This window comes from Micromonospora arida, assembly GCF_003857035.1.
GTDB classification, from domain to species: Bacteria; Actinomycetota; Actinomycetes; order Mycobacteriales; family Micromonosporaceae; genus Micromonospora; species Micromonospora arida.
Genome location: NZ_QGSY01000167.1, coordinates 16,777 through 36,924 on the forward strand (window position 1 = coordinate 16,777; position 20,148 = coordinate 36,924).

Sequence of the window (20,148 nt, forward strand, 5' to 3'; positions counted from 1 at the left end):
CGGGCGGCCGCTCACGTGGTGGCCGCCCGACCGGTCGGGATCAGGAGGCGCGGGCGTACTGGGCGGGGCCGGAGTACGCGACGCCGAGCTTCGCGGCGGCCCGGCGCGGCCAGTACGGGTCGCGCAGCAACTCCCGACCCAGCAGCACCAGGTCGGCTTCGCCGCTGGCGACGATCTGCTCGGCGTGCTCGGGCTCCACGATGAGGCCCACCGCGCCGGTCGGAACGCCGGCCTCACGGCGGATCTGGGCGGCCAGCGGCACCTGGTAACCCGGGCCGAGTGGGATGCGCTGGTCCGTGCTCACCCCACCGGAGGACGCGTCGACCAGGTCGACGCCGACGCCGGCCAGTTCACCGGCGAGCACCACGCTGTCCTCGATCGTCCAGCCGCCCTCGACCCAGTCGGTGGCGGAGATCCGGGTCAGCACCGGCACGTCCTCGCCGACCGCGGCGCGCACCGCGCGGGCCACCTCCAGGGAGAGCCGCATCCGGGCGGCCCGGTCGCCGCCGTAGGAGTCGGTGCGGTGGTTGGTCAGCGGCGAGAGAAACTCGTTGAGCAGGTATCCGTGGGCGGCGTGGATCTCCACGGCTGCGAAGCCGGCGTCCAGCGCGCGTTGGGCGCCGGCCGCGAACGCCTCGACCACACCGGCGATGCCGGCCTCGTCGAGGCTGGTGGGCGTCCGGTAGTCGGCGGTGAACGGCTCCGAACCGGGGGCGACGGGCGTCCAGCCGCCCTCGGCGTCCGGCACGCCACCGCGCTCGGGTGCCCACGGCCGGTAGGTGGAGGCCTTGAAGCCTGCGTGCGCGAGCTGCACTGCCGGCACCGCGCCGTGGGCGGCGACGAACGCGGTCACCGGCCGCCAGGCGTCGACGTGCGCGCCGGACCAGAGGCCGGTGTCCTGCGGGCTGATCCGACCCTCGGGGAGTACAGCGGTCGCCTCGGTGAGCACCAGGCCGGCTCCGCCGACCGCGCGGCTGCCGAGGTGGATCAGGTGCCAGTCGGTGGGCAGGCCGTCGGGGCCGGCGGAGTACTGGCACATCGGTGCCATGGCGATCCGGTTGGGCACTGTGACCCCGCGCAGGGCCAGGGGAGTGAACAGGGAACTCATGGGGTCATCCTCTCCGACACGGCGACGGGCCCCCGGGGAGAGGGGCCCGTCGCCGTACTGGTGAATCGATCAGGCAGGAACAGGGCTGAGCTCGGGCCGGGTGTCGGCTACCGGCTCCGGGTCGGTCAGGTCACGCCGGCCGGCGGACTCGTACGCGGCGCGGTCGAGAGTGCCCTCGCGGGCGGCGACCACGGTCGGCACCAGCGCCTGCCCCGCGACGTTGGTGGCGGTGCGGATCATGTCCAGGATCGGGTCGATGGCCAGCAGCAGGCCGGCGCCGGCCAGCGGCAGGCCCAGCGTGCTGAGGGTCAGGGTGAGCATCACGATCGCGCCGGTCAGGCCGGCGGTGGCCGCCGAGCCGACCACCGAGACGAAGGCGATCAGCAGGTAGTCGCCGATGCCGAGGTCAACGCCGAACACCTGGGCCACGAAGATCGCGGCGAGGGCCGGGTAGATGGCGGCGCAACCGTCCATCTTCGTGGTGGCGCCGAAGGGCACCGCGAACGAGGCGTACTCGCGGGGCACGCCGAGTCGCTCGACGGAGCGCTGGGTCACCGGCATGGTGCCGACCGAGGAGCGGGACACGAAGCCCAGCTCGATCGCCGGCCAGGCGCCGGCGAAGAAGCGCAGCGGGTTGAGACGGCCGGCCAGGATCAGCACCAGCGGGTAGACCACGAACAGCACGATGGCGCAGCCGACGTAGACGGCGGTGGTGAACTTCGCGAGGGGGGCCAGCAGGTCCCAGCCGTACGAGGCGACGGCGTTGCCGATCAGGCCGAGGGTGCCGATCGGGGCGAGCCGGATGACCCACCAGAGCGCCTTCTGGACGATCTCCAGCAGGGAGCGGTTCAGCGCCACGAACGGCTCGGCGGGCTCGCCGACCAGCAGGGCCGCGGCACCCACGACGACGGCGAGGAAGACGATCTGGAGGACGTTGCCCTCGACGAACGCGCCGACCGGGTTGGTGGGCACGATGCCGGTGAGGAAGTCGGTCCACGAGCCGGTGTTCTTCGGCGGGGCCGCACCACCCAGGTCGAGGGTCACGCCCCTGCCCGGGTTGGTGAGCAGGCCGAGGCCGATGCCGATGCTCACCGCGATCAGGGCGGTGATGCCGAACCACATCAGGGTCTTGACGGCGAGCCGGGCGGCGTTGGCGACGCCACGCAGGCTGACCACGCTGACGACGATGGCGGTGAAGACCAGCGGCGGCACGGCCAGCTTGAGCAGTTGGACGAAGAGGCTACCGACGGTGTGCAGGGTGCTGGTCAGCCAGCTCAGGTCGTTGCTGCGGGCAAGGAAGCCCAGCGCGACGCCGAGTACGAGGCCGAGCAGGATCTGCACGGAGAAGGGAATTTTGCGCAGGCTGAAGGGCATGAGGATGTATCCAATTGTCCGGTCCGATCGGGGCAGGCCTGGGAACGCGGCTAGCCCGGACAGATGCCACTGGCCTGCAGTCGGAGATCGACATACAGGCGGACAGTGAGGCCCCAGACATTGGTCATCGCTGGCCGACGATACGCCGATTCCCGCTCATCGGAAGGACCGGACGCCGTGAGGCTCCTTACAGAGGGCCAGCGCGGTGGCGGTGCCCAGGCCCCACAGCACCGCGAGGGCCAGGATCAGCCGTTCCAGCACCCCCACCACCGGGCCTCGACCGAGCACGAGCATCGCCAGCCCCACCGTGGCACAGAGAGGCAGGGCCAGCGCGGCGGCGAAGCCGGCCAGCCGACGCACCGTCCGGCCGGCCGGCCCGGAGACGGCCAGCGTGATCATGGCGAAGACCACCGCCGCGGTCGCCGCGATGCTCGCGCCGCCGTGCACCAGGTCGGCCGTCGTCGCGCGCTCGAACGGCGGCAACGGGCAGCCGCCGGAGCAGGTCACCGCCCCCGACACGGCAGTGAACACCGCCCCGGTGGCGAGCAGCGCCGGGGCCGCCGCCCACACCCCCGGGGGCAGCGCCGCGCCGATCAGCAGTAACGCGCCGGCAAGGGCCAGGATCCCGATCCGGTACGTAGCGGCGTGGGCGCTGCCGGCGATGCCCGCCTCGCTGACGTACCCGGTGAACCCTGGACCGGGACCGGCGACCACGGCGAGCGTCACCGCCACCGCACCGGCCAGGGTGCAGCCGGCCGCCGCGGACCCGGCGACCCGACGGGCGACCTCGCCGCGGGCCCTCGGCACGGTCGGGGCGGCCGGCCGACCCGGCTCAGCCACGCCCGTGCGGCGTGCTCCAGCCGGACTCGTCCGGCCCGAGTGGCACGATGCCGCTGGGATTGATCTCCCGGTGCGTGCCGTAGTAGTGCCGCTTGATGTGGTCGAAGTCCACCGTCTCGCCGAAACCCGGCGTCTGGAACAGGTCCCGGGCGTACGCCCAGAGCACCGGCATCTCGGTCAGCTTGTTGCGGTTGCACTTGAAGTGCCCGTGGTACGCGGCGTCGAAGCGGACCAGCGTGGTGAACAGCCGCACGTCCGCCTCGGTGATCGCGTCGCCCATCAGGTAGCGCTGCCCGGACAGCCGCTCGGAGAGCGCGTCCAGCCGGGTGAAGAGCGTCCGGAAGGCCTCGTCGTACGCCTGCTGGGAGGTGGCGAACCCGCACCGGTAGACGCCGTTGTTCACGTCGGTGTGGATCTCGGCCATCAGCGCGTCCATCTCGGGGCGCAGCTCTACCGGGTACAGGTCCGGCGCCCCCGCACGGTGCAGCGACCGCCACTCGGTGGAGAAGTCGAGGGTGAGCTGCGGATAGTCGTTGGTGACCACCCGGCCGGTCAGGGTGTCGACGAGCGCCGGCACCGTCACCCGGCCGGTGTAGTCCGGGTCGGTGGCCAGGTACGCCTCGGACAGGAAGCTCACGCCGAGGACCGGGTCGAAGCCGTCCGGGTCGAGGGCGAACGCCCAGCCCCGCTCGTCCCTGATCGGGTCGACGGTGCCCAGCGACATCGCGTCGTCCAGCCCGAGCAGGCCACGCACGATCCTCGCCCGGTGCGCCCACGGGCAGGCCCGGCACCAGATCAGCCGGTAACGGCCGGCCTCCAGCGGCCAGCGGTCCTGCTCGTCCGGGCCGCCGCCGGGTGGCGAGGTGGAGTCGGCGGTGACCCGACCGGTGAACCGGTTCGGCTGGCGGACGAACGCTCCGCCGCCGCTGGTCTCTGCGCTGAACTGGGCCCGGGCCATGCCGTCAACCTATCCGCTGCCGACGCGGATATCCTGGCGGCCGGCAGCCCCCGTGACCCGGTGGGCGTGCCCCACCCCCGCCGTCTGCACCCCCTAAGGACTCGCGATGACCGTGGCATACCTGGTGGCCGGTGTCCGTACCCCGATCGGCCGGTACGCGGGCGCGCTGGCCGGCGTCCGCCCCGACGACCTGGCCGCGCACGTGATCCGGGAACTGGTCGCCCGGCACCCGTCGGTGGACTGGGCGCGAGTCGACGACGTCGTGCTCGGCTGCGCCAACCAGGCCGGCGAGGACAACCGCAACGTGGCCCGGATGGCGGCGCTGCTGGCCGGCCTGCCCGAGGAGGTGCCGGGCAGCACTGTCAACCGGCTCTGCGGCTCGGGCCTGGACGCGCTCGCCACCGCCGCCCGGTCCATCGTCGCCGGGGACGCGGAGCTGGTGATCGCCGGCGGGGTGGAGAGCATGAGCCGTGCGCCGTTCGTCATGCCGAAGGCGACGTCGGCGTACTCCCGCTCGGCCGAGGTGTACGACACCACTCTGGGCTGGCGGTTGGTGAACCCGTTGATGCGTGACGGGTGGGGGGTCGACTCGATGCCGGAGACGGCGGAGAACGTGGCCGCCGAGTACGGCGTGAGCCGGGCCGAGCAGGACGCCTTCGCGTACCGATCGCAGCAGCGTGCGGCCAAGGCGCAGGCCGACGGCCGGTTCGCCGAGGAGATCGTGGCGGTGTCCGTGCCGGCCGGCCGTCGGGAGACCCGGCTGGTCGAGGTCGACGAGCACCCCCGGGAGACCTCGCTTGCGAAGCTGGCCGCGCTGCCCACCCCGTTCCGCGACGGCGGCACGGTGACCGCGGGCAACTCCTCGGGCGTCAACGACGGCGCGGTCGCGTTGCTGGTGGCCAGCGAGGCGGCGGTCGCCCGGTACGGCCTGACCCCGCTGGCCCGGATCGTCGGCGCGGCGGCGGCCGGTGTGCCGCCCCGGATCATGGGCATCGGCCCGGTGCCGGCCACCCGCAAGCTGCTCGACCGCGTCGGCGTCGAGGTGGGCGCTGTGGACGTGGTGGAGTTGAACGAGGCGTTCGCCGCGCAGTCCGTGGCGGTGTTGCGGGAGTTGGGGCTGCCCGTGGACGCCGACCACGTCAACCCGAACGGTGGCGCCATCGCGCTGGGGCACCCGCTCGGCGCCAGTGGTGCGCGGCTGGCGTTGACCGCCGCCCTGGAGCTACGCCGTCGCGGCGGCCGCCGGGCTCTGGCCACCATGTGCATCGGCGTTGGTCAAGGCATCTCGCTGTTGCTGGAGTCAGCGGCCTAGAGTGGTCCACACCACACGACCCGCGGGTCGACCGGTGCCCACGCGTGCCCGCTGCGCGCCCCGACGCCGGTGCCGTCCCGCGCCGCGGCGATGAACTGGGGAGCACGCTGATGCCGGACGGACTGCCGACCGAGATCGATCTGACCAGGCCGAGCGCGGCCCGGGTGTACGACTACTTCCTGGGTGGAGCGCACAACTTCGAGATCGACAGGCAGTTGGCGGAGCAGATCGCCAGCATGACCCCGAATCTCGCCGCCACCATGCGCTCCGGCCGGGAGTTCCTGCGCCGGGCCGTCCGGGTGCTGCTCGACGCCGGCATCGACCAGTTCCTCGACATCGGCTCCGGAATTCCCACAGTGGGTAACGTGCACGAGGTGGCGCAGGGGGTGAACCCCAAGGCCCGCGTCGTGTACGTCGACATCGACCCGGTGGCGGTCGCGCACAGCCGGGAGTTGCTGGCCGGCAACGAGCTGACCGGAGTCATCCACGCCGACCTGCGTGAGCCGGAGCGGATCCTCACCGAGACCCGACAGCTCGGGCTGATCGACTTCAGTCGCCCGATGGGCATCCTGCTGGCCGGGGTGGTGCACTTCGTCCCGGACGCCGACCAGCCCGAGGCGATCCTGGCCACCCTGCGGGCCGCCGCCGCGCCGGGCAGCTTCCTGGTCGTCTCCCACTCCACCTTCGAGGACCAGCCGCAGGAGATGCTGGACGCCCAGCGCCTCTCCGCCCGCACCGCCACCGAGATCACCCTGCGCTCCCGCGCTCAGGTCACCAGCTTCTTCGGCGACTGGACCGTGCTGGAACCGGGCGTGGTGCACATGCCGCTCTGGCGCCCGGACTCACCGTCCGATGTGGACGGGCACCCGGAGCGTTTCGGCGCCTTCGGGGGCGTCGCCCGGTACGACCAGCCCGCCGGCTGATCTCGTGGCCGCCGTCCCGGACCCCGCCGGGGTTGATTCCGGCCGGGACCCCGCCGGGGTCGATTCCGGTCGGGCGGACGCCCAGGGGTACGCCGCCGACTGGGCCCGCGCCGTGCGCCGACTCGGTTTCGTGCCGCTCAGCGTGGCCGAGACCGAGCGGCTGCTGCTGGCGCACACGATCCGGCTGGCCCAGGCGGTACGGTCGGAGCCGTTCAGCGCCGAAGCGGCCGAGGATGTCGGGCGGGCCCTGGTTGAGGCGCACCTCACCGAGCCGCAGGCCCTGGAGTGGACGCTGCACGCGCTCGGTGCGACCTTCGGGCGTCGGGTGCTGTCCGACGGTGACCGGCTGGCCGACCTCGCCGACCGGATCGCGGCGGTGCAGGGCGGGCTGGCCGCCGGGTTCGCCCGGGCGCTGCGCGACCGCACCTTCAGCCAGCAGGAGCGGATCGCCCGGTCCGCCTGGCAGGCGCGCGACGAGGTCGAGCAGGCGCTGCGCGAGAGCGAGGCACGGTTCCGGGCGGTGTTCACCGGCGCCGCGATCGGGATCGGGATCGCCGGCGTGGACGGTCGGATCATCGACGTCAACCAGGCGTTCGCCGACATGCTCGGCTACTCGATCGAGGAGCTGCGCGAGACCAACGTGGCAGGGCTGGTCCACGCCGACGACGCGGCCGGGATGTGGGAGCTCTACCAGGAGATGATCGAGGGGAAGCACGACGCGGCCCGGGTGGAGAAGCGTTACTACCGCAAGGACGGCACGACGGTCTGGACGGACCTGGCCGTCTCGTTGATCCGACACGAGGGTCGACCCCGATTCACCGTCGCGATGATCGAGGACATCACCGAGCGGTACGAACTCCAGCAGCGGCTGCGCTTCCAGGCGCTGCACGACCCGCTGACCGGGCTGCCCAACCGGACGCTGTTCTTCGAGACGTTGGGCCGGGTGCTCGACACCGCGGACGCCGGGCAGCGCGTCGGGGTGTGCTTCCTCGACCTGGACGGCTTCAAGGCGATCAACGACAGTCTCGGTCACGACCTCGGTGACCGGCTGCTCGTGATGATCGGCCGGCGGCTGGCCGCGTGCGTGGCCGACCACGGCCACCTGGTCGCCCGGATGGGCGGCGACGAGTTCGTGATCCTCGTCGACGGGGGCGACGACACCGACGACCCGGTCTCCGTGGCGGAAGCGGCGCTGGCCGCCGTCGCGGCCCCGGTCCACGTCGGTGAGCACCAGTTGGCCGTCTCGGCCAGTGTGGGCATCGTGCAGTGCCCGGCCTCGGAGACCACCGCGTCGGAGCTGATGAAGGCCGCGGACACCACGCTCTACTGGGCCAAGGCGGCGGGCCGGGGCCGGTGGGCGGTCTACGACCCTGAACGCGGTGCCCGGGACATCGCCCGCTCGGCGCTGGTCGCCGGGCTGCCCGCCGCGCTGGAGCGGGGCGAGTTCGTGCTGCACTACCAACCGATCGTGTCGCTGCTGGAGGGCACCATGCTCGCGGTGGAGGCGCTGGTCCGTTGGGAGCATCCTGAGCTGGGCCTGATCGGGCCGGACCGGTTCATCGGCCTGGCCGAGGAGACCGGCCTGATCGTCCGGCTCGGCGAGTGGGTGCTGCGGCGGGCCTGCGAGGACGCCGAACGGTGGTGGCGGGAGTTCCCCGACGCCAGGCTGGTGGTCAGCGTCAACCTGGCCGCCCGGCAGGCCGACGAACCGGCCATCGTGGACACCGTCGCCGACGCGTTGCAGACCAGCGGGTTGCCCGCGGAGCTGCTCCAACTGGAGCTGACCGAGAGCGCCGTGATGGGCAGTGCCGGTGAACCCCTGCGCAGCCTGCACCGGCTCGCCGCGCTCGGCGTCCGGCTGGCCGTGGACGACTTCGGCACCGGGTACTCCAACCTGGCGTACCTGCGCCGGTTGCCGATCCACTGCCTGAAGCTCGCCGGTCCGTTCGTCGAGGGCATCCGCGCGGACGGGACCGACGTGGCGGCCGACCATCGCGACGAACGGATCGTCGACGCGTTGGTCCGGTTGGCGCACGCCCTGGAGTTGTGGGTCACGGCCGAGGCGGTGGAGACGGGCGTGCAGGCGGAACGGCTGCGGGCGCTGCGCTGCGACACCGGGCAGGGCCGATACTTCGGTGCGCCAGCCCCGGCCGACGTGATCACCGCCCGGCTGCGGCCCGGAGCGTTGGCGTGAGTGGGGGACCGCTCCGGTCCGAAGGGTGGCGACGGAGGATGGCGGCGTGGACCTGACGGACTCGCAGACGGCGGTGACCGTGGTGGCCGGGCTGGCCATCCTGGCCGGGTTGGCCGGCGTGGTGGTGCCCGGTCTGCCGGCGCTGCCGCTGTGCTGGGGCGGCGTGCTGCTCTGGGCGGTCTTCGGCGGCGCCGGCCTGGGTGGCTGGGCGGTGTTCGCCGCCGCCACAGTGGTCGCCGGGGGTGGCGTCGTGATCAAGTACGCGTGGCCGGGGCGGAACCTGAAGCGCACCGGTGTGCCGACGTCCACGCTGCTCGCCGGCGGGGTGCTCGGCATCATCGGGTTCTTCGTGGTGCCGGTCGTCGGTCTGGTGCTCGGCTTCGTCGCCGGGGTGTGGGCGGCCGAACGGCTCCGGCTGGGCAGTAACCAGCTCGCGTGGCCCTCCACCGTGCAGGCCCTGAAGGCCGCCGGCCTGTCGATGCTGGTGGAGTTCCTGGCCTGCCTCCTGGTAGCGGCCCTCTGGGTAGCCGGCCTCCTCCTGACCTGACCCACGCCCTTCTCGCATTGATCAAGAGCTTTCGGTCAGGCACGGCCGGAAATCTGACGCAAACCTCTTGATCACGAGGGGGAGTGGGGCGCGGGGCACTTTTCGGGTACGGCGGAGTGGCCGTACGTGAGAGAGAGGCGTGCCCCGCGCCACCGGGTCGGGCGGTCCGAGCGCCCGGGGTGGGCCCTTGTCGGGCCTGGTCACTGGTCCAGGATGCCGGCCGGGGCGGCCGGTCGGCAACGCAATTAGCCCTACGGCGGTGAGAATCCCACCCGACTACGTATTGACCGCCTTGATCCGCCGGGTCGACACTTTGCCCACTCGCACGCGGAACCACCTCAGGGAGGTGTGCAGTGGCCACGACGCCCGTGCCGACCGCCGAGCAACCTTTGGACGACGACGCCCGACGGCTCGCCGAACTCGGCTACAAACAGGAGTTGCGCCGTAAGTGGAGTGGCTTCTCCAACTTCGCCATCTCCTTCTCGATCATCTCGATCCTGGCCGGCTGTTTCACCACCTTCGGTCAGGCGTGGAACAACGGCGGGCCGGTCGCCATCTCCTGGGGCTGGCCGCTGATCTCGCTGTTCATCCTGATCATCGGCTTCTGCATGGCGGAGCTGGTGTCGGCGTACCCGACCGCGGGTGGGATCTACTGGTGGGCGGCCACCATGGGCCGCCCGGTGCACGGCTGGTTCACCGGCTGGCTGAACCTGATCGGTCTGGTGGCGGTCACCGCCTCGGTGGACTACGGCTGTGCGACGTTCCTCAACCTCACCCTGTCGGCGCTCTTCGACGGCTGGGCCGGGACGTTGCGTCAGGCGTTCGTCCTCTTCGTGATCATCCTGGTGCTGCACGGGCTGATCAACATCTTCGGGCACCGGATCATCGACGTACTCCAGAACGTGTCGGTCTGGTGGCACGTGGCCGGCGCGGCCGTCGTGGTCGCCATCCTGGTCTTCGTACCCGACAACCACCAGAGCTTCCAGTTCGTGTTCACCGAGCGGTTCAACAACTCCGGCTTCGGCGACGGGGACATCGGCGGGCTGACGTTCTGGTTCTACGTGCTGCCGCTGGGCTTCCTGCTGACCCAGTACACGATCACCGGCTTCGACGCCTGCGCGCACGTCTCCGAGGAGACCCGGGGTGCCTCCCAGGCTGCGGCCCGCGGACTCTGGCAGTCGATCTTCTACTCGGCGGTCGGCGGCTGGATCCTGCTGCTGGCGTTTCTCTTCGCGGCCACCGACGTCGAGGCGGTCAACGCCGCGGGCGGCTTCTCCGGCGCCATCTTCGAGTCCGCGCTGACCCCGGTCTTCTTCAAGATCGTCATCATCATCTCGACCATCGGCCAGTTCTTCTGCGGCATGAGCTGCGTGACCTCGATGAGCCGGATGGCGTACGCGTTCAGCCGGGACCGTGCCGTACCCGGATGGCGGCTCTGGTCGAGGGTCGACCGCAACGGCACCCCGGTCAACGCGATCATCGGCGCCACCCTGGCCGGCCTGGTGCTGACCCTGCCGGCGCTGTACGAGAGCTCCGCCGGTATCCCGATCGCCTTCTACGCAGTGGTCTCCGTCGCGGTGCTCGGGCTCTACCTGTCGTTCCTCATTCCGATCGCGCTCCGACTGCGGATGGGCGACCGGTTCGTCCCGGGGCCGTGGACGCTGGGGCGCAAGTACAAGCTGCTCGGCTGGATCGCGGTGATCGAGATCGCGATCATCGCCGTCTACTTCGTGCTGCCGATCGTGCCCGCCGGAGTGCCCGGCAACGACGAGTTCACCTGGTCGGCGGTGAACTACGCGCCGCTCGCCGTCGGCGGGGTGCTACTGCTGGTCGCCGTCTGGTGGTACGCCTCGGCCCGCAAGTGGTTCACCGGCCCGGTTCGTACCGTCGAGGAACCCGCGGTGGCAGCCGACCCGGCGCGGGCCGACGGCCCGGTCTGATCGACACCCGGCGGGACGGGCGGTGCGGCCGTCCCGCCGGCCGTCGGTCGGGTTTGCCGCACGTGCCGCCGGGGGCATTGACGGTGATCCGGTTTGCCAGTAGACCTTGGTGATGGAGGCCCGCGAATGAGGAAAGCTCCGCTCACGCTGGAACAACTGCGGGTCGCCGTCGCCGAGGGTGAGATCGACACCGTGGTGCTGGCCCTCGTCGACATGCAGGGCCGGTTGCAGGGCAAGCGGTTCCACGCGCCCTTCTTCCTCGACCAGGTGGTGGAGGGCGGCAGCGAGGGCTGCAACTACCTGCTCGCCGTGGACGTCGACATGAACACCGTCGACGGGTACGCGATGTCGAGCTGGGAACGCGGCTACGGCGACTTCGCGATGGTGCCGGACTTCGCCACGTTGCGCCGGGTGCCCTGGCAGCCCGGCTCCGCCCTGCTGCTGGCCGACCTGACCTGGCTCGACGGCTCGGGTGACGTGGTCGCCTCGCCCCGGCAGATCCTGCGCCGGCAGCTGGACCGGCTGGCCGAGCACGGGCTGACCGCGTACGCCGGCACCGAGTTGGAGTTCGTGCTGTTCCGCGACTCGTACGAGGACGCCTGGCAGCGTGGCTACCGCGACCTCACCCCGGCCAACCAGTACAACGTCGACTACTCGCTGCTCGGCACCGCCCGGGTTGAGCCGCTGCTGCGCCGCATCCGCGTCGAGATGGCCGGCGCCGGGCTCACCCCGGAGAGCGCCAAGGGCGAGTGCAACCTCGGGCAACACGAGATCGCCTTCCGGTACGACGAGGCGGTGGCCTGCGCTGACCACCACGTCATCTACAAGAACGGCGCCAAGGAGATCGCCGCCCAGGAGGGGATGGCGATCACCTTCATGGCCAAGCCGAACGAGCGGGAGGGCAACTCCTGCCACATCCACTTCTCACTGCGGGACCAGTCCGGCTCGTCGGCGATGCTCGGCGACGGACCGGCGCACCTGTCGCAGACCGGGCAGCGGGTGCTCGCCGGGCTGCTGGCCACCATGCGCGAGTTCAGCCTGCTCTTCGCCCCGAACATCAACTCCTACAAGCGCTACCAGCCGGGATCGTTCGCCCCGACCGCGCTGCGCTGGGGTGTCGACAACCGCACCTGCGCGCTGCGGGTGGTCGGGCACGGGCAGGGCATGCGCGTGGAGAACCGTGTGCCCGGCGCTGACGTCAACCCGTACCTGGCGATCGCCGGGCTGGTCGCCGGGGCGCTGCACGGCATCGACGGCGAGCTGGAGCTGGGTGCGGAGTGCACCGGCAACGCGTACGACGACCCGGAGGCCGAACGCGTCCCCGGCACGTTGCGCGACGCTCTCGCCCTGTGGGAGGAGTCGACGGTGGCCCGGGAGGCGTTCGGCGCCGAGGTGGTGGCCCACTACGCAAACCAGGCGAGGGTCGAGCTGGCCGCCTTCGACGCCGCTGTGACGGACTGGGAGCTCAAGCGTGGCTTCGAACGCCTCTGACCACGTGCCTCCCGCCCTGGCTCCCGCGATCTTGCATTTTCTGTCGGTGGTTCGTGGCGATTCACGGCTCTTGTCGGAGCAGTAACTGCAAGATCGCGCAAGGGGTGAGGGTGTGACGGTTCTGGTGGACCCGGCGCGTGGGGTCGGGTTTCGGGAGGTTGCTGCGGCCTCTGTGGACGAGGTTGACGCGGCCATCGCGCGGGCGGCAGCCGCATTCGAGACCTGGCGTCAGGTGGGGGCGGGGGACCGGGCCCGGCTGCTGCGGCGGTTCGCCGCCGTGGTCGACGCGCATCTGGACGAATTGGCAGTGCTGGAGGTGCGCAACTCCGGGCACACCGTCGGCAACGCCCGGTGGGAGGCGGGCAACGTCCGCGACGTCCTGGACTACTACGCCGGCGCGCCCGAGCGCTTGACCGGGCGGCAGATCCCGGTGCCCGGCGGGTTGGACGTCACCTTCCACGAGCCACTCGGTGTGGTCGGCGTGATCGTGCCCTGGAACTTCCCGATGCCGATCGCCGCCTGGGGGTTCGCCCCGGCGCTCGCCGCCGGCAACACCGTGGTGCTCAAGCCCGCCGAGTTGACCCCGCTCACCGCACTGCGCCTGGCCGAGTTGGCCCGCGAGGCCGGCCTGCCCGACGGCGTCTTCACCGTCATCCCGGGCGAAGGCTCGGTGGTGGGGGAGCGGTTCGTCACCCACCCGGCGGTCCGCAAGATCTGCTTCACCGGCTCCACCGAGGTCGGCACCCGGATCATGGCCGGCTGCGCCGCCCAGGTGAAGCGACTCACCCTGGAGTTGGGCGGCAAGAGCGCGAACATCGTGTTCGCCGACGCCGACCTGGAACGCGCCGCCGCGACCGCGCCGGGCGCGGTCTTCGACAACGCCGGCCAGGACTGCTGCGCACGGTCGCGGATCCTGGTCCAGCGTTCGGTGTACGACCGGTTCCTGGAACTGCTCGAACCGGCGGTACGCGCGGTGCGGGTGGAGGACCCGTCCCGCGACACCGCCGAGATGGGCCCGCTGATCTCCGCCGCCCAACGGGACCGGGTAGCCGGTTACCTCGCCGGGGCGACTGTAGCTTTCACCGGCTCCTGCCCCGACGGCCCCGGGTTCTGGCACGCGCCGACCGTGCTGCTGGCCGACTCGCCGGCCGACCGGCACTGGCGGGAGGAGATCTTCGGCCCGGTGGTCTCGGTGCTGCCGTTCGACGACGAGGCGGACGCGGTCCGGCTCGCCAACGACACCGAGTACGGCCTCTCCGGCTCGATCTGGACCCGGGACGTGGGTCGGGCCCTGCGCCTGGCCCGCGCCGTCGACTCGGGCAACCTCAGCGTCAACTCGCACTCCTCGGTGCGCTACTGGACCCCGTTCGGCGGGATGAAGCGCTCCGGGCTCGGCCGCGAGCTGGGCCCGGACGCGTTGCACTCCTTCACGGACGTCAAGAACGTGTTCATCGCGACGGAGGAGTGACGCCAGTGCAGGGTCGGTTGCAGGACCGGGTGGCAGTGGTCACCGGAGCGGGCAGTGGCATCGGGCTGGCCACCGTGCGGCGGTTCGCCGCCGAGGGGGCCCGGGTGGTGTGCGTGGACATCGACGCGGCGGCCGGTACGAAGGCCGCCGAGGAGTGCGGCGGAGAGTTCGTGGCCACCGACGTGGCCGACGAGTCGGCGGTCCGCGACCTGTTCGACGGGGTGGCCGACCGGCACGGCCGGGTCGACATCGCGTTCAACAACGCCGGCATCTCACCGCCGGACGACGACTCCATCCTGGACACCGGCCTGGACGCGTGGGAGCGGGTGTTGCGGGTCAACACCACGAGCGTCTACCTGTGCTGCAAGTACGCCATTCCGCACATGCGTCGACAGGGCAAGGGCTCGATCATCAACACGGCCTCGTTCGTGGCGTTGATGGGTGCGGCCACGTCGCAGATCGCGTACACCGCGAGCAAGGGCGGGGTGCTGGCGATGACCCGGGAGTTGGGTGTGCAGTTCGCCCGTGAGGGCATCCGGGTCAACGCCCTCTGTCCGGGCCCGGTGGCCACCCCGTTGCTGCTGGAACTCTTCGCCGCCGACCCGGAGCGGGCCGCCCGTCGCCTGGTGCACGTGCCGATGGGACGCTTCGGGCAGCCGGAGGAGATCGCCGCCGCTGTGGCGTTCCTGGCCAGCGACGACGCCTCGTTCATGACCGCCGCGCAGTTCGTGGTCGACGGCGGCATCACGGGCGCCTACGTCACGCCGCTGTGAGCGCGACGAGTGAGCCGGGTTTGCGAGACCCGCAGTCGCGAACCCGGCCAGCCCGGAGCCGGCGGCCGCTGATCGGGGTCAGCGCGTACGTCGAACCCGCCGACTGGGCGGTCTGGCGGGGTGTGCGGGCGGTGCTGGTGCCCGAGGCGTACTCGCGGGCGGTGGCGGCCGCGGGTGGCCGGGCGGTGGTGCTGCCACCGGACGACGTGGACGCGGACGTGGTGGCCGTCCTCGACGGGTTGCTGTTGGCCGGTGGCGCGGACGTCGGCCCGGGGCGGTACGGCCAGTCGCCCGAACCTCGTACCGAGGATCGGCCGGACCGGGACGCCGGCGAGTTGACAGTGTTGGCCGCCGCGCTCGCCGCCGAGGTGCCGGTGCTGGGCGTGTGTCGGGGGATGCAGTTGCTCGCGGTCGCGTACGGCGGCACGCTGCACCAGCACCTGCCCGATGTGGTGGGTCACGAGGCGCACCGCCCGGCGCCGGGCGTGTACGGGGCGCACGCGGTGCGGTTCGCGCCGGGGAGCCTGGCCGCCTCGGTGCTGGCCGGGGTCGACCAGGTCAACTCGTACCACCATCAGGCGGTCGCCGATCCTGGCCGGCTCACGGTGACCGGTTGGGCGGGGGACGGCGTGGTCGAGGCGGTGGAGGACCCGGCCCTGCCGTTCGTGCTCGGAGTGCAGTGGCATCCGGAGAACGAGTCGGATCCCCGCCCGATCACTGCGTTGGTGCAGGCCGCCGGCCGGCGGGTGTGACTGAGATCGCCCCCGCCCGTCGATGGCACCGGTGGGAGGATCGGCACATGGGCAAGGTTTATCCGGAAATCGACGGCCGACTGCGTGACTTCATCGTGGCGCAGCCGCTCTTCTTCGTGGCGACCGCCCCGTCGGGGGTCGAGGGGCATGTCAACGTGTCTCCGAAGGGCATGCGGGGCACGTTCGTGATCCTCGGCCCGCACCGGGTGGCCTACCTCGACTATCACGGCAGTGGGGCGGAGACCATCGCCCACCTGCGGGACAACGGCCGGATCACGCTGATGTTCTGTGCCTTCGACGGTCCGCCGAAGATCGTCCGGTTGCACGGTCGGGGCAGCAGCGTCGCGGTCACCGAGGACGCCTTCGCCGATCGGCTCGCCGAGTTTCCCTCGCCGCCGGACGTGCACGCCGTCCGGGCGGTCATCACCGTCGAGGTGGAGCGGGTCAGTGACTCCTGCGGATACGCGGTGCCCTTGATGGACTTCCGGGCCGAACGTGATCTGTTACTCGTCTCACACTCTCGCCGCAGCGCCGATGATCTGGTCGCCTACCGGGTCACCAGGAACGCGGCAAGCATCGACGGTCTGCCGGTCTTCTGACTCGTCAGAGCGTTCCGGCCGCCGCTGTTCGACGCCGCCGTTCACCCGCGCTGTCCGGTGCCCGACTACCCAGGCTTCCGTAAACAGCGTCCGTCGCTCGTGATGCGTTACGTTCCTGGTCCGCTGGGGTACAAGTCGGAGCACGGCGGGTGAAGATCAACGGTCGAGGGGTACGGCCGGAGCGGGAGGCTGCATGAGCTCGGCCCAGGGGGGCGCGGACATCGGGCATCCCGCCCTGTCCGGTCACGAGACCCCGCCGATGCTGGCGGCCGCGTTCGCGGCCGGCGGCGAGATGGGCGAGCGGTTGGCCTCCTTCGACTGGTCCTCCGGGCCGCTGGGTGAGCCAGGTCAGTGGCCCCCGACGCTCTCCAACGCGGTCGGCATGATGCTCGCCTCCAGCGCGCCGATCGTCATGTTCTGGGGCGACGAGCAGTTGGCCTTCTACAACGACGCCTACCGGCCGACCATCGGCGGCAAACACCCGGACGTGATCGGCCAACCGGCCCGCGCGAACTGGGCGGAGACCTGGTCGGTGCTCGGCCCGCTGCTCGACAGCGTCCGGAGCACCGGCCGCTCCTACCGGGGCGAGGACCATCCCTTTCTGCTGGACCGTTACGGCTTCGTCGAGCAGACCTACTTCAACGTTTCGTACGACCCGATCCGGGGAGACGACGGCTCGGTCAGTGGCGTCTACTGCATCGTCAGCGAGACCACCGGGCGGGTGCTCGGCGAGCGTCGACTGCGAGCGCTGTCCGAGCTGGGTGCCGAGCTGACCGATATCGGCAGCGCCACGGAACTGGGTCGGACCGCCGCCGGGGTGCTCGGCCGGCACCGGGCGGACGTGCCGTTCGCCCTGATCTATCTGGCTGACGACAACGACCAGCTCACCCTGGCCGGCTGCACCGGCACCACCCCGCCCGCCGTCGATGTCACCGCGCAGTTGGTGGCCCGGCTGACCCCCGACGGCGCGCCCGCCACGATCGAGGTGGCCGCTCTGCTCGACGCGTCGCCTGTCGACGCCGCCGACCAGGCCCTCGTGCTGCCGCTCACGGCGACCAACCAGACGGTCGGCGCGCTGGTCGTCGGCGTGGCCCGTCAGCTGCCGCTCAGCGACGACTACCGCGACTTCCTCGGCCTGGTCGCCGCCCAGATCTCCCGGGCGGTCGGCACCCAGCGGGCGTACGAGCAGGAACGGGCCCGCGCCGCCGAGTTGGCCGCGCTGGACCGGGCGAAGACCAACTTCTTCGCCAACGTCAGCCACGAGTTCCGCACCCCGCTGACCCTGGTGCTCGGCCCGCTGGAGGACATGCTGGCCGACCCGGAGCTGCCCGCCACCGAAACCGACCGGCTCACCATGATGCACCGCAACGCGCTGCGCCTGCTCAAGCTGGTCAACACAGTGCTGGACTTCTCCCGACTGGAGTCCGGTCGGCTCGCCGCCCGCTACCAGCCCACCGACCTCGCCGGTTACACCGCCCGGCTGGCCAGCACCTTCCGCTCGGCCACCGACCGGGCCGGGTTGCGACTGGTGGTGGACTGTCCGCCGCTGCCGACGCCGGTCTTCGTCGACCGGGACATGTGGGAGAAGATCGTCCTCAACCTGGTGTCGAACGCGGTCAAGTTCACGTTCGACGGCGAGATCCGGGTGCGGATCCGGGCCGTCGAGGGCGCGGCCCGGCTGGAGGTGACCGACACCGGCGTCGGCATCGTGGCGGACGAACTGCCGCACGTCTTCGAACGGTTCCACCGGGTGCCCGGCGTGCGGGCACGCACCCACGAAGGCACCGGCATCGGCCTCGCGCTGGTCCGGGAACTGGTCGAGATGCACGGCGGTGAGGTCGGGTTGACCAGCACTGTCGACGTGGGCAGCACCTTCACGGTGACCGTTCCGTTCGGCTCGGCGCACCTGCCGGCGGACCGGGTGGCGGCGTTCGACCCGCTGCCCGTGGGTGAGCCCGAGCAGGCCCGGCTCTTCGTGGCGGAGACCGCGCTGTGGGCCGGTGTCGCGTCGGCACCCGAGCTCGACCGGCAGCCGGCGAAGGGCACCTCGGCTGGCCGGATCCTGGTCGTCGACGACAACGCCGACCTGCAGGAACACGTCAGTCGGCTGCTCTCCCCGACCTGGGACGTGGTCACCGCGAACGACGGGCTGGATGCCCTGCCGCTGGCCCGCGAGGGCGGGTTCGACCTGGTGCTCACCGACGTGATGATGCCCCGGCTGGACGGGTTCGGGCTGGTGAGCGCGCTGCGCGCGGACCCGCGTACCCGGCATGTCCCGATCGTGCTGCTCTCCGCCCGCGCCGGCTCCGCGGAGGCCGTCGCCGGTCTCGCCGTCGGCGCCGACGACTACCTCACCAAGCCGTTCTCCGCCCAGGAGCTGATCGCCCGGGTCCGGGCCAACGTCGAGCTGGGCCAGCTGCGCGGGCAGATCATCCGCCGGCTCCGGGCGCTGGCCGACGCGGCGGTGGCGGTGAACACCGCCCGATCCACCGCCGATGTGGTCCAGGTCGCCGCCCGGCACGCGTTGAGCCTCGCCCAGGCGGCTCGGGTGGTGGTCACCGCCGCCGAGGCGCGCTTCGAGGCGGACGGCGGCGGCACCGCCGCCGCCGACCCGTCCTTCGTGACCGAGCTGACCGGCACGACCGGCAAGCAGCTCGGTGAGCTGCAGGTCTGGCGGGCAGCCGGCGACGAGGCGCAGGCCGACGACGCCGCGTTGACCCAGCTGGCCCGGCTCGTCGGAGTGCGACTGGAGAACGCCCAGCTCTACGAAGCCGAACACCGCATCGCCACCACCCTGCAGCACAGCCTGCTGCCCCGGTCGCTGCCTCAACTGCCCGGCGCGGTGGTGGCCAGCCGTTACCTGCCCGGCAGCGCCGACGTCGAGGTCGGCGGCGACTGGTACGACGCGATCGCGCTGAACGACGAGCTGGTGCTGGTCATCGGCGACGTGGTCGGTAAGGGAGTCCGGGCCGCCGCGGCGATGGGGCAGCTGCGCAACGCGCTGCGGGCGTACGTGCTGGAGGGCTTCGATCCGGGTGAGTCGCTGACCCGGCTCAACCGGCTGGTCGGCTCCACCGAGGGCCGCTCCTTCGCGACGGTGGTCTGCCTGCTGTTCAACCCCCGCACGGGTCGACTGCGGTACGCGAGCGCCGGTCACCCGTCCCCACTGTTGATCACCGGAGGTGACGTGGCGTTCCTGCACGACCGGGCGCTCGGTCCACCGGTCGGCGCCCTCCCCAACACCACGTACGAGTCGGTCGAGGGCGAGTTGCCGGCCGGCACTCGACTGCTGCTCTACACCGACGGGCTGATCGAGGACCGTCAGCTCGGCATCGATGCCTCACTGGCCCAGCTGCGCATCGACGCGGCCAGCCCGAGTGAGCACGTGGTGGACCTGATCGACGCGGTCGTGGAGCGGGTCACCGGACGGCCGCGCCGCGACGACGTGGCGGTTCTCGCCCTGGAGGCGACGGAGCTGAACCGCTTCGCGCTGCGGCTACCGGCGGACCCGACCCGGCTCAGCATGCTCCGAAAGCGGCTGGAGGACTTCCTGGTCGCGCACTCCGTCGGCGAGACCGACCTGTTCGACCTGACCGTTGCCGTCTCCGAGGCCGCCGCCAACGCCATCGAGCACCCGGTCCACCCCGCCGAGACCATGATCAGCGTGGAGGTGGCCATCGAGGATCGGACGGTGACGGCCACGGTGCGCGACAGCGGGCAGTGGCGGGAGTCGACCGGCTCCGGCTTCCGGGGCCGCGGCCTGGACCTGATCAGAGCGCTGGGCGAACTGTCGGTACGGCGTACCGCTGAAGGCACCGAGGTGACGCTGCGCCGGCAGTTGCAGGACTGACCGCGCGCCCGGCGGCGGC

Annotated in this window: 15 protein-coding genes; 11 read left to right on the forward strand and 4 right to left on the reverse strand. The window is 71.6% G+C overall.

All coding sequences use genetic code 11. From position 1 onward, the window contains the following. Positions 1-40 precede the first annotated feature (40 nt). The 4 genes from DLJ58_RS13720 to DLJ58_RS13735 form a co-directional block, all read right to left on the reverse strand. Entirely contained in the window at positions 41-1,108 is a 1,068-nt protein-coding gene (locus DLJ58_RS13720; protein ID WP_124856434.1) for an NADH:flavin oxidoreductase/NADH oxidase, read from the reverse strand. A gap of 69 nt (positions 1,109-1,177) precedes the next feature. Continuing rightward, complete coding sequence (locus tag DLJ58_RS13725) at positions 1,178-2,470, reverse strand: dicarboxylate/amino acid:cation symporter (RefSeq protein WP_208741079.1); 1,293 nt, start codon at positions 2,468-2,470, stop codon at positions 1,178-1,180. 168 nt (positions 2,471-2,638) lie between these two features. Beyond that, on the reverse strand, positions 2,639-3,322 hold the full coding sequence (locus tag DLJ58_RS13730; RefSeq protein WP_124856438.1) for a DUF998 domain-containing protein: 684 nt from the start codon (positions 3,320-3,322) through the stop codon (positions 2,639-2,641). Further along, complete coding sequence (locus DLJ58_RS13735) at positions 3,315-4,280, reverse strand: glutathione S-transferase family protein (protein WP_124856440.1); 966 nt, start codon at positions 4,278-4,280, stop codon at positions 3,315-3,317. The genes DLJ58_RS13730 and DLJ58_RS13735 overlap by 8 nt, the downstream gene beginning before the upstream one ends. Before the next feature lie 106 nt (positions 4,281-4,386). Between DLJ58_RS13735 and pcaF the strand changes: the two genes are divergently transcribed. The 11 genes from pcaF (at position 4,387) to DLJ58_RS13790 (ending at position 20,129) form a co-directional block, all read left to right on the forward strand. After that, a complete protein-coding gene (pcaF, locus tag DLJ58_RS13740) occupies positions 4,387-5,592 on the forward strand; it encodes a 3-oxoadipyl-CoA thiolase (protein ID WP_124856442.1) in 1,206 nt (401 codons plus the stop codon). Positions 5,593-5,702: 110 nt separating this feature from the next. Further along, positions 5,703-6,515: an SAM-dependent methyltransferase gene (locus DLJ58_RS13745; protein ID WP_124856444.1), complete on the forward strand. Its 813-nt coding sequence runs from the start codon at positions 5,703-5,705 to the stop codon at positions 6,513-6,515. Between the two features lie 4 nt (positions 6,516-6,519). Continuing rightward, positions 6,520-8,709 carry a putative bifunctional diguanylate cyclase/phosphodiesterase gene (locus tag DLJ58_RS13750; protein ID WP_124856446.1) on the forward strand — a complete coding sequence of 730 codons (2,190 nt, stop codon included), beginning with the start codon at positions 6,520-6,522 and terminating at the stop codon, positions 8,707-8,709. A 46-nt stretch (positions 8,710-8,755) separates the two neighbouring features. After that, a complete protein-coding gene (locus DLJ58_RS13755; protein ID WP_124856448.1) occupies positions 8,756-9,256 on the forward strand; it encodes a DUF456 domain-containing protein in 501 nt (166 codons plus the stop codon). A gap of 353 nt (positions 9,257-9,609) precedes the next feature. After that, the gene (locus DLJ58_RS13760) at positions 9,610-11,196 is read left to right on the forward strand and encodes an amino acid permease (RefSeq protein WP_124856450.1); all 1,587 of its coding nucleotides are present in this window, start codon (positions 9,610-9,612) and stop codon (positions 11,194-11,196) included. Positions 11,197-11,322: 126 nt separating this feature from the next. Continuing rightward, positions 11,323-12,687, forward strand: coding sequence for a glutamine synthetase family protein (locus DLJ58_RS13765; RefSeq protein ID WP_124856452.1), 1,365 nt, complete (start codon positions 11,323-11,325; stop codon positions 12,685-12,687). A gap of 121 nt (positions 12,688-12,808) precedes the next feature. Then, a complete protein-coding gene (locus DLJ58_RS13770; RefSeq protein WP_386997767.1) occupies positions 12,809-14,155 on the forward strand; it encodes an aldehyde dehydrogenase family protein in 1,347 nt (448 codons plus the stop codon). A 5-nt stretch (positions 14,156-14,160) separates the two neighbouring features. Then, positions 14,161-14,928, forward strand: a complete 768-nt coding sequence (locus DLJ58_RS13775) for a 3-oxoacyl-ACP reductase (RefSeq protein WP_030489498.1) — start codon at positions 14,161-14,163, stop codon at positions 14,926-14,928. Positions 14,929-14,948: 20 nt separating this feature from the next. Further along, the gene (locus tag DLJ58_RS13780) at positions 14,949-15,680 is read left to right on the forward strand and encodes a gamma-glutamyl-gamma-aminobutyrate hydrolase family protein (protein ID WP_124856456.1); all 732 of its coding nucleotides are present in this window, start codon (positions 14,949-14,951) and stop codon (positions 15,678-15,680) included. Between the two features lie 47 nt (positions 15,681-15,727). Beyond that, entirely contained in the window at positions 15,728-16,279 is a 552-nt protein-coding gene (locus DLJ58_RS13785) for a pyridoxamine 5'-phosphate oxidase family protein (RefSeq protein ID WP_124856458.1), read from the forward strand. A 193-nt stretch (positions 16,280-16,472) separates the two neighbouring features. Further along, complete coding sequence (locus DLJ58_RS13790) at positions 16,473-20,129, forward strand: SpoIIE family protein phosphatase (RefSeq protein WP_124856460.1); 3,657 nt, start codon at positions 16,473-16,475, stop codon at positions 20,127-20,129. Positions 20,130-20,148 lie beyond the last annotated feature (19 nt).

What these genes read in the sequence shown, in the direction of transcription:
- DLJ58_RS13720 (WP_124856434.1), bottom strand. Translation starts at nt 1,108, where the DNA reads ATGAGTTCCCTGTTCACTCCCCTGGCCCTGCGCGGGGTCACAGTGCCC.
- DLJ58_RS13735 (WP_124856440.1), bottom strand. Translation starts at nt 4,280, where the DNA reads ATGGCCCGGGCCCAGTTCAGCGCAGAGACCAGCGGCGGCGGAGCGTTC.
- pcaF (WP_124856442.1), top strand. Translation starts at nt 4,387, where the DNA reads ATGACCGTGGCATACCTGGTGGCCGGTGTCCGTACCCCGATCGGCCGG.
- DLJ58_RS13745 (WP_124856444.1), top strand. Translation starts at nt 5,703, where the DNA reads ATGCCGGACGGACTGCCGACCGAGATCGATCTGACCAGGCCGAGCGCG.
- DLJ58_RS13765 (WP_124856452.1), top strand. Translation starts at nt 11,323, where the DNA reads ATGAGGAAAGCTCCGCTCACGCTGGAACAACTGCGGGTCGCCGTCGCC.
- DLJ58_RS13785 (WP_124856458.1), top strand. Translation starts at nt 15,728, where the DNA reads ATGGGCAAGGTTTATCCGGAAATCGACGGCCGACTGCGTGACTTCATC.
- DLJ58_RS13790 (WP_124856460.1), top strand. Translation starts at nt 16,473, where the DNA reads ATGAGCTCGGCCCAGGGGGGCGCGGACATCGGGCATCCCGCCCTGTCC.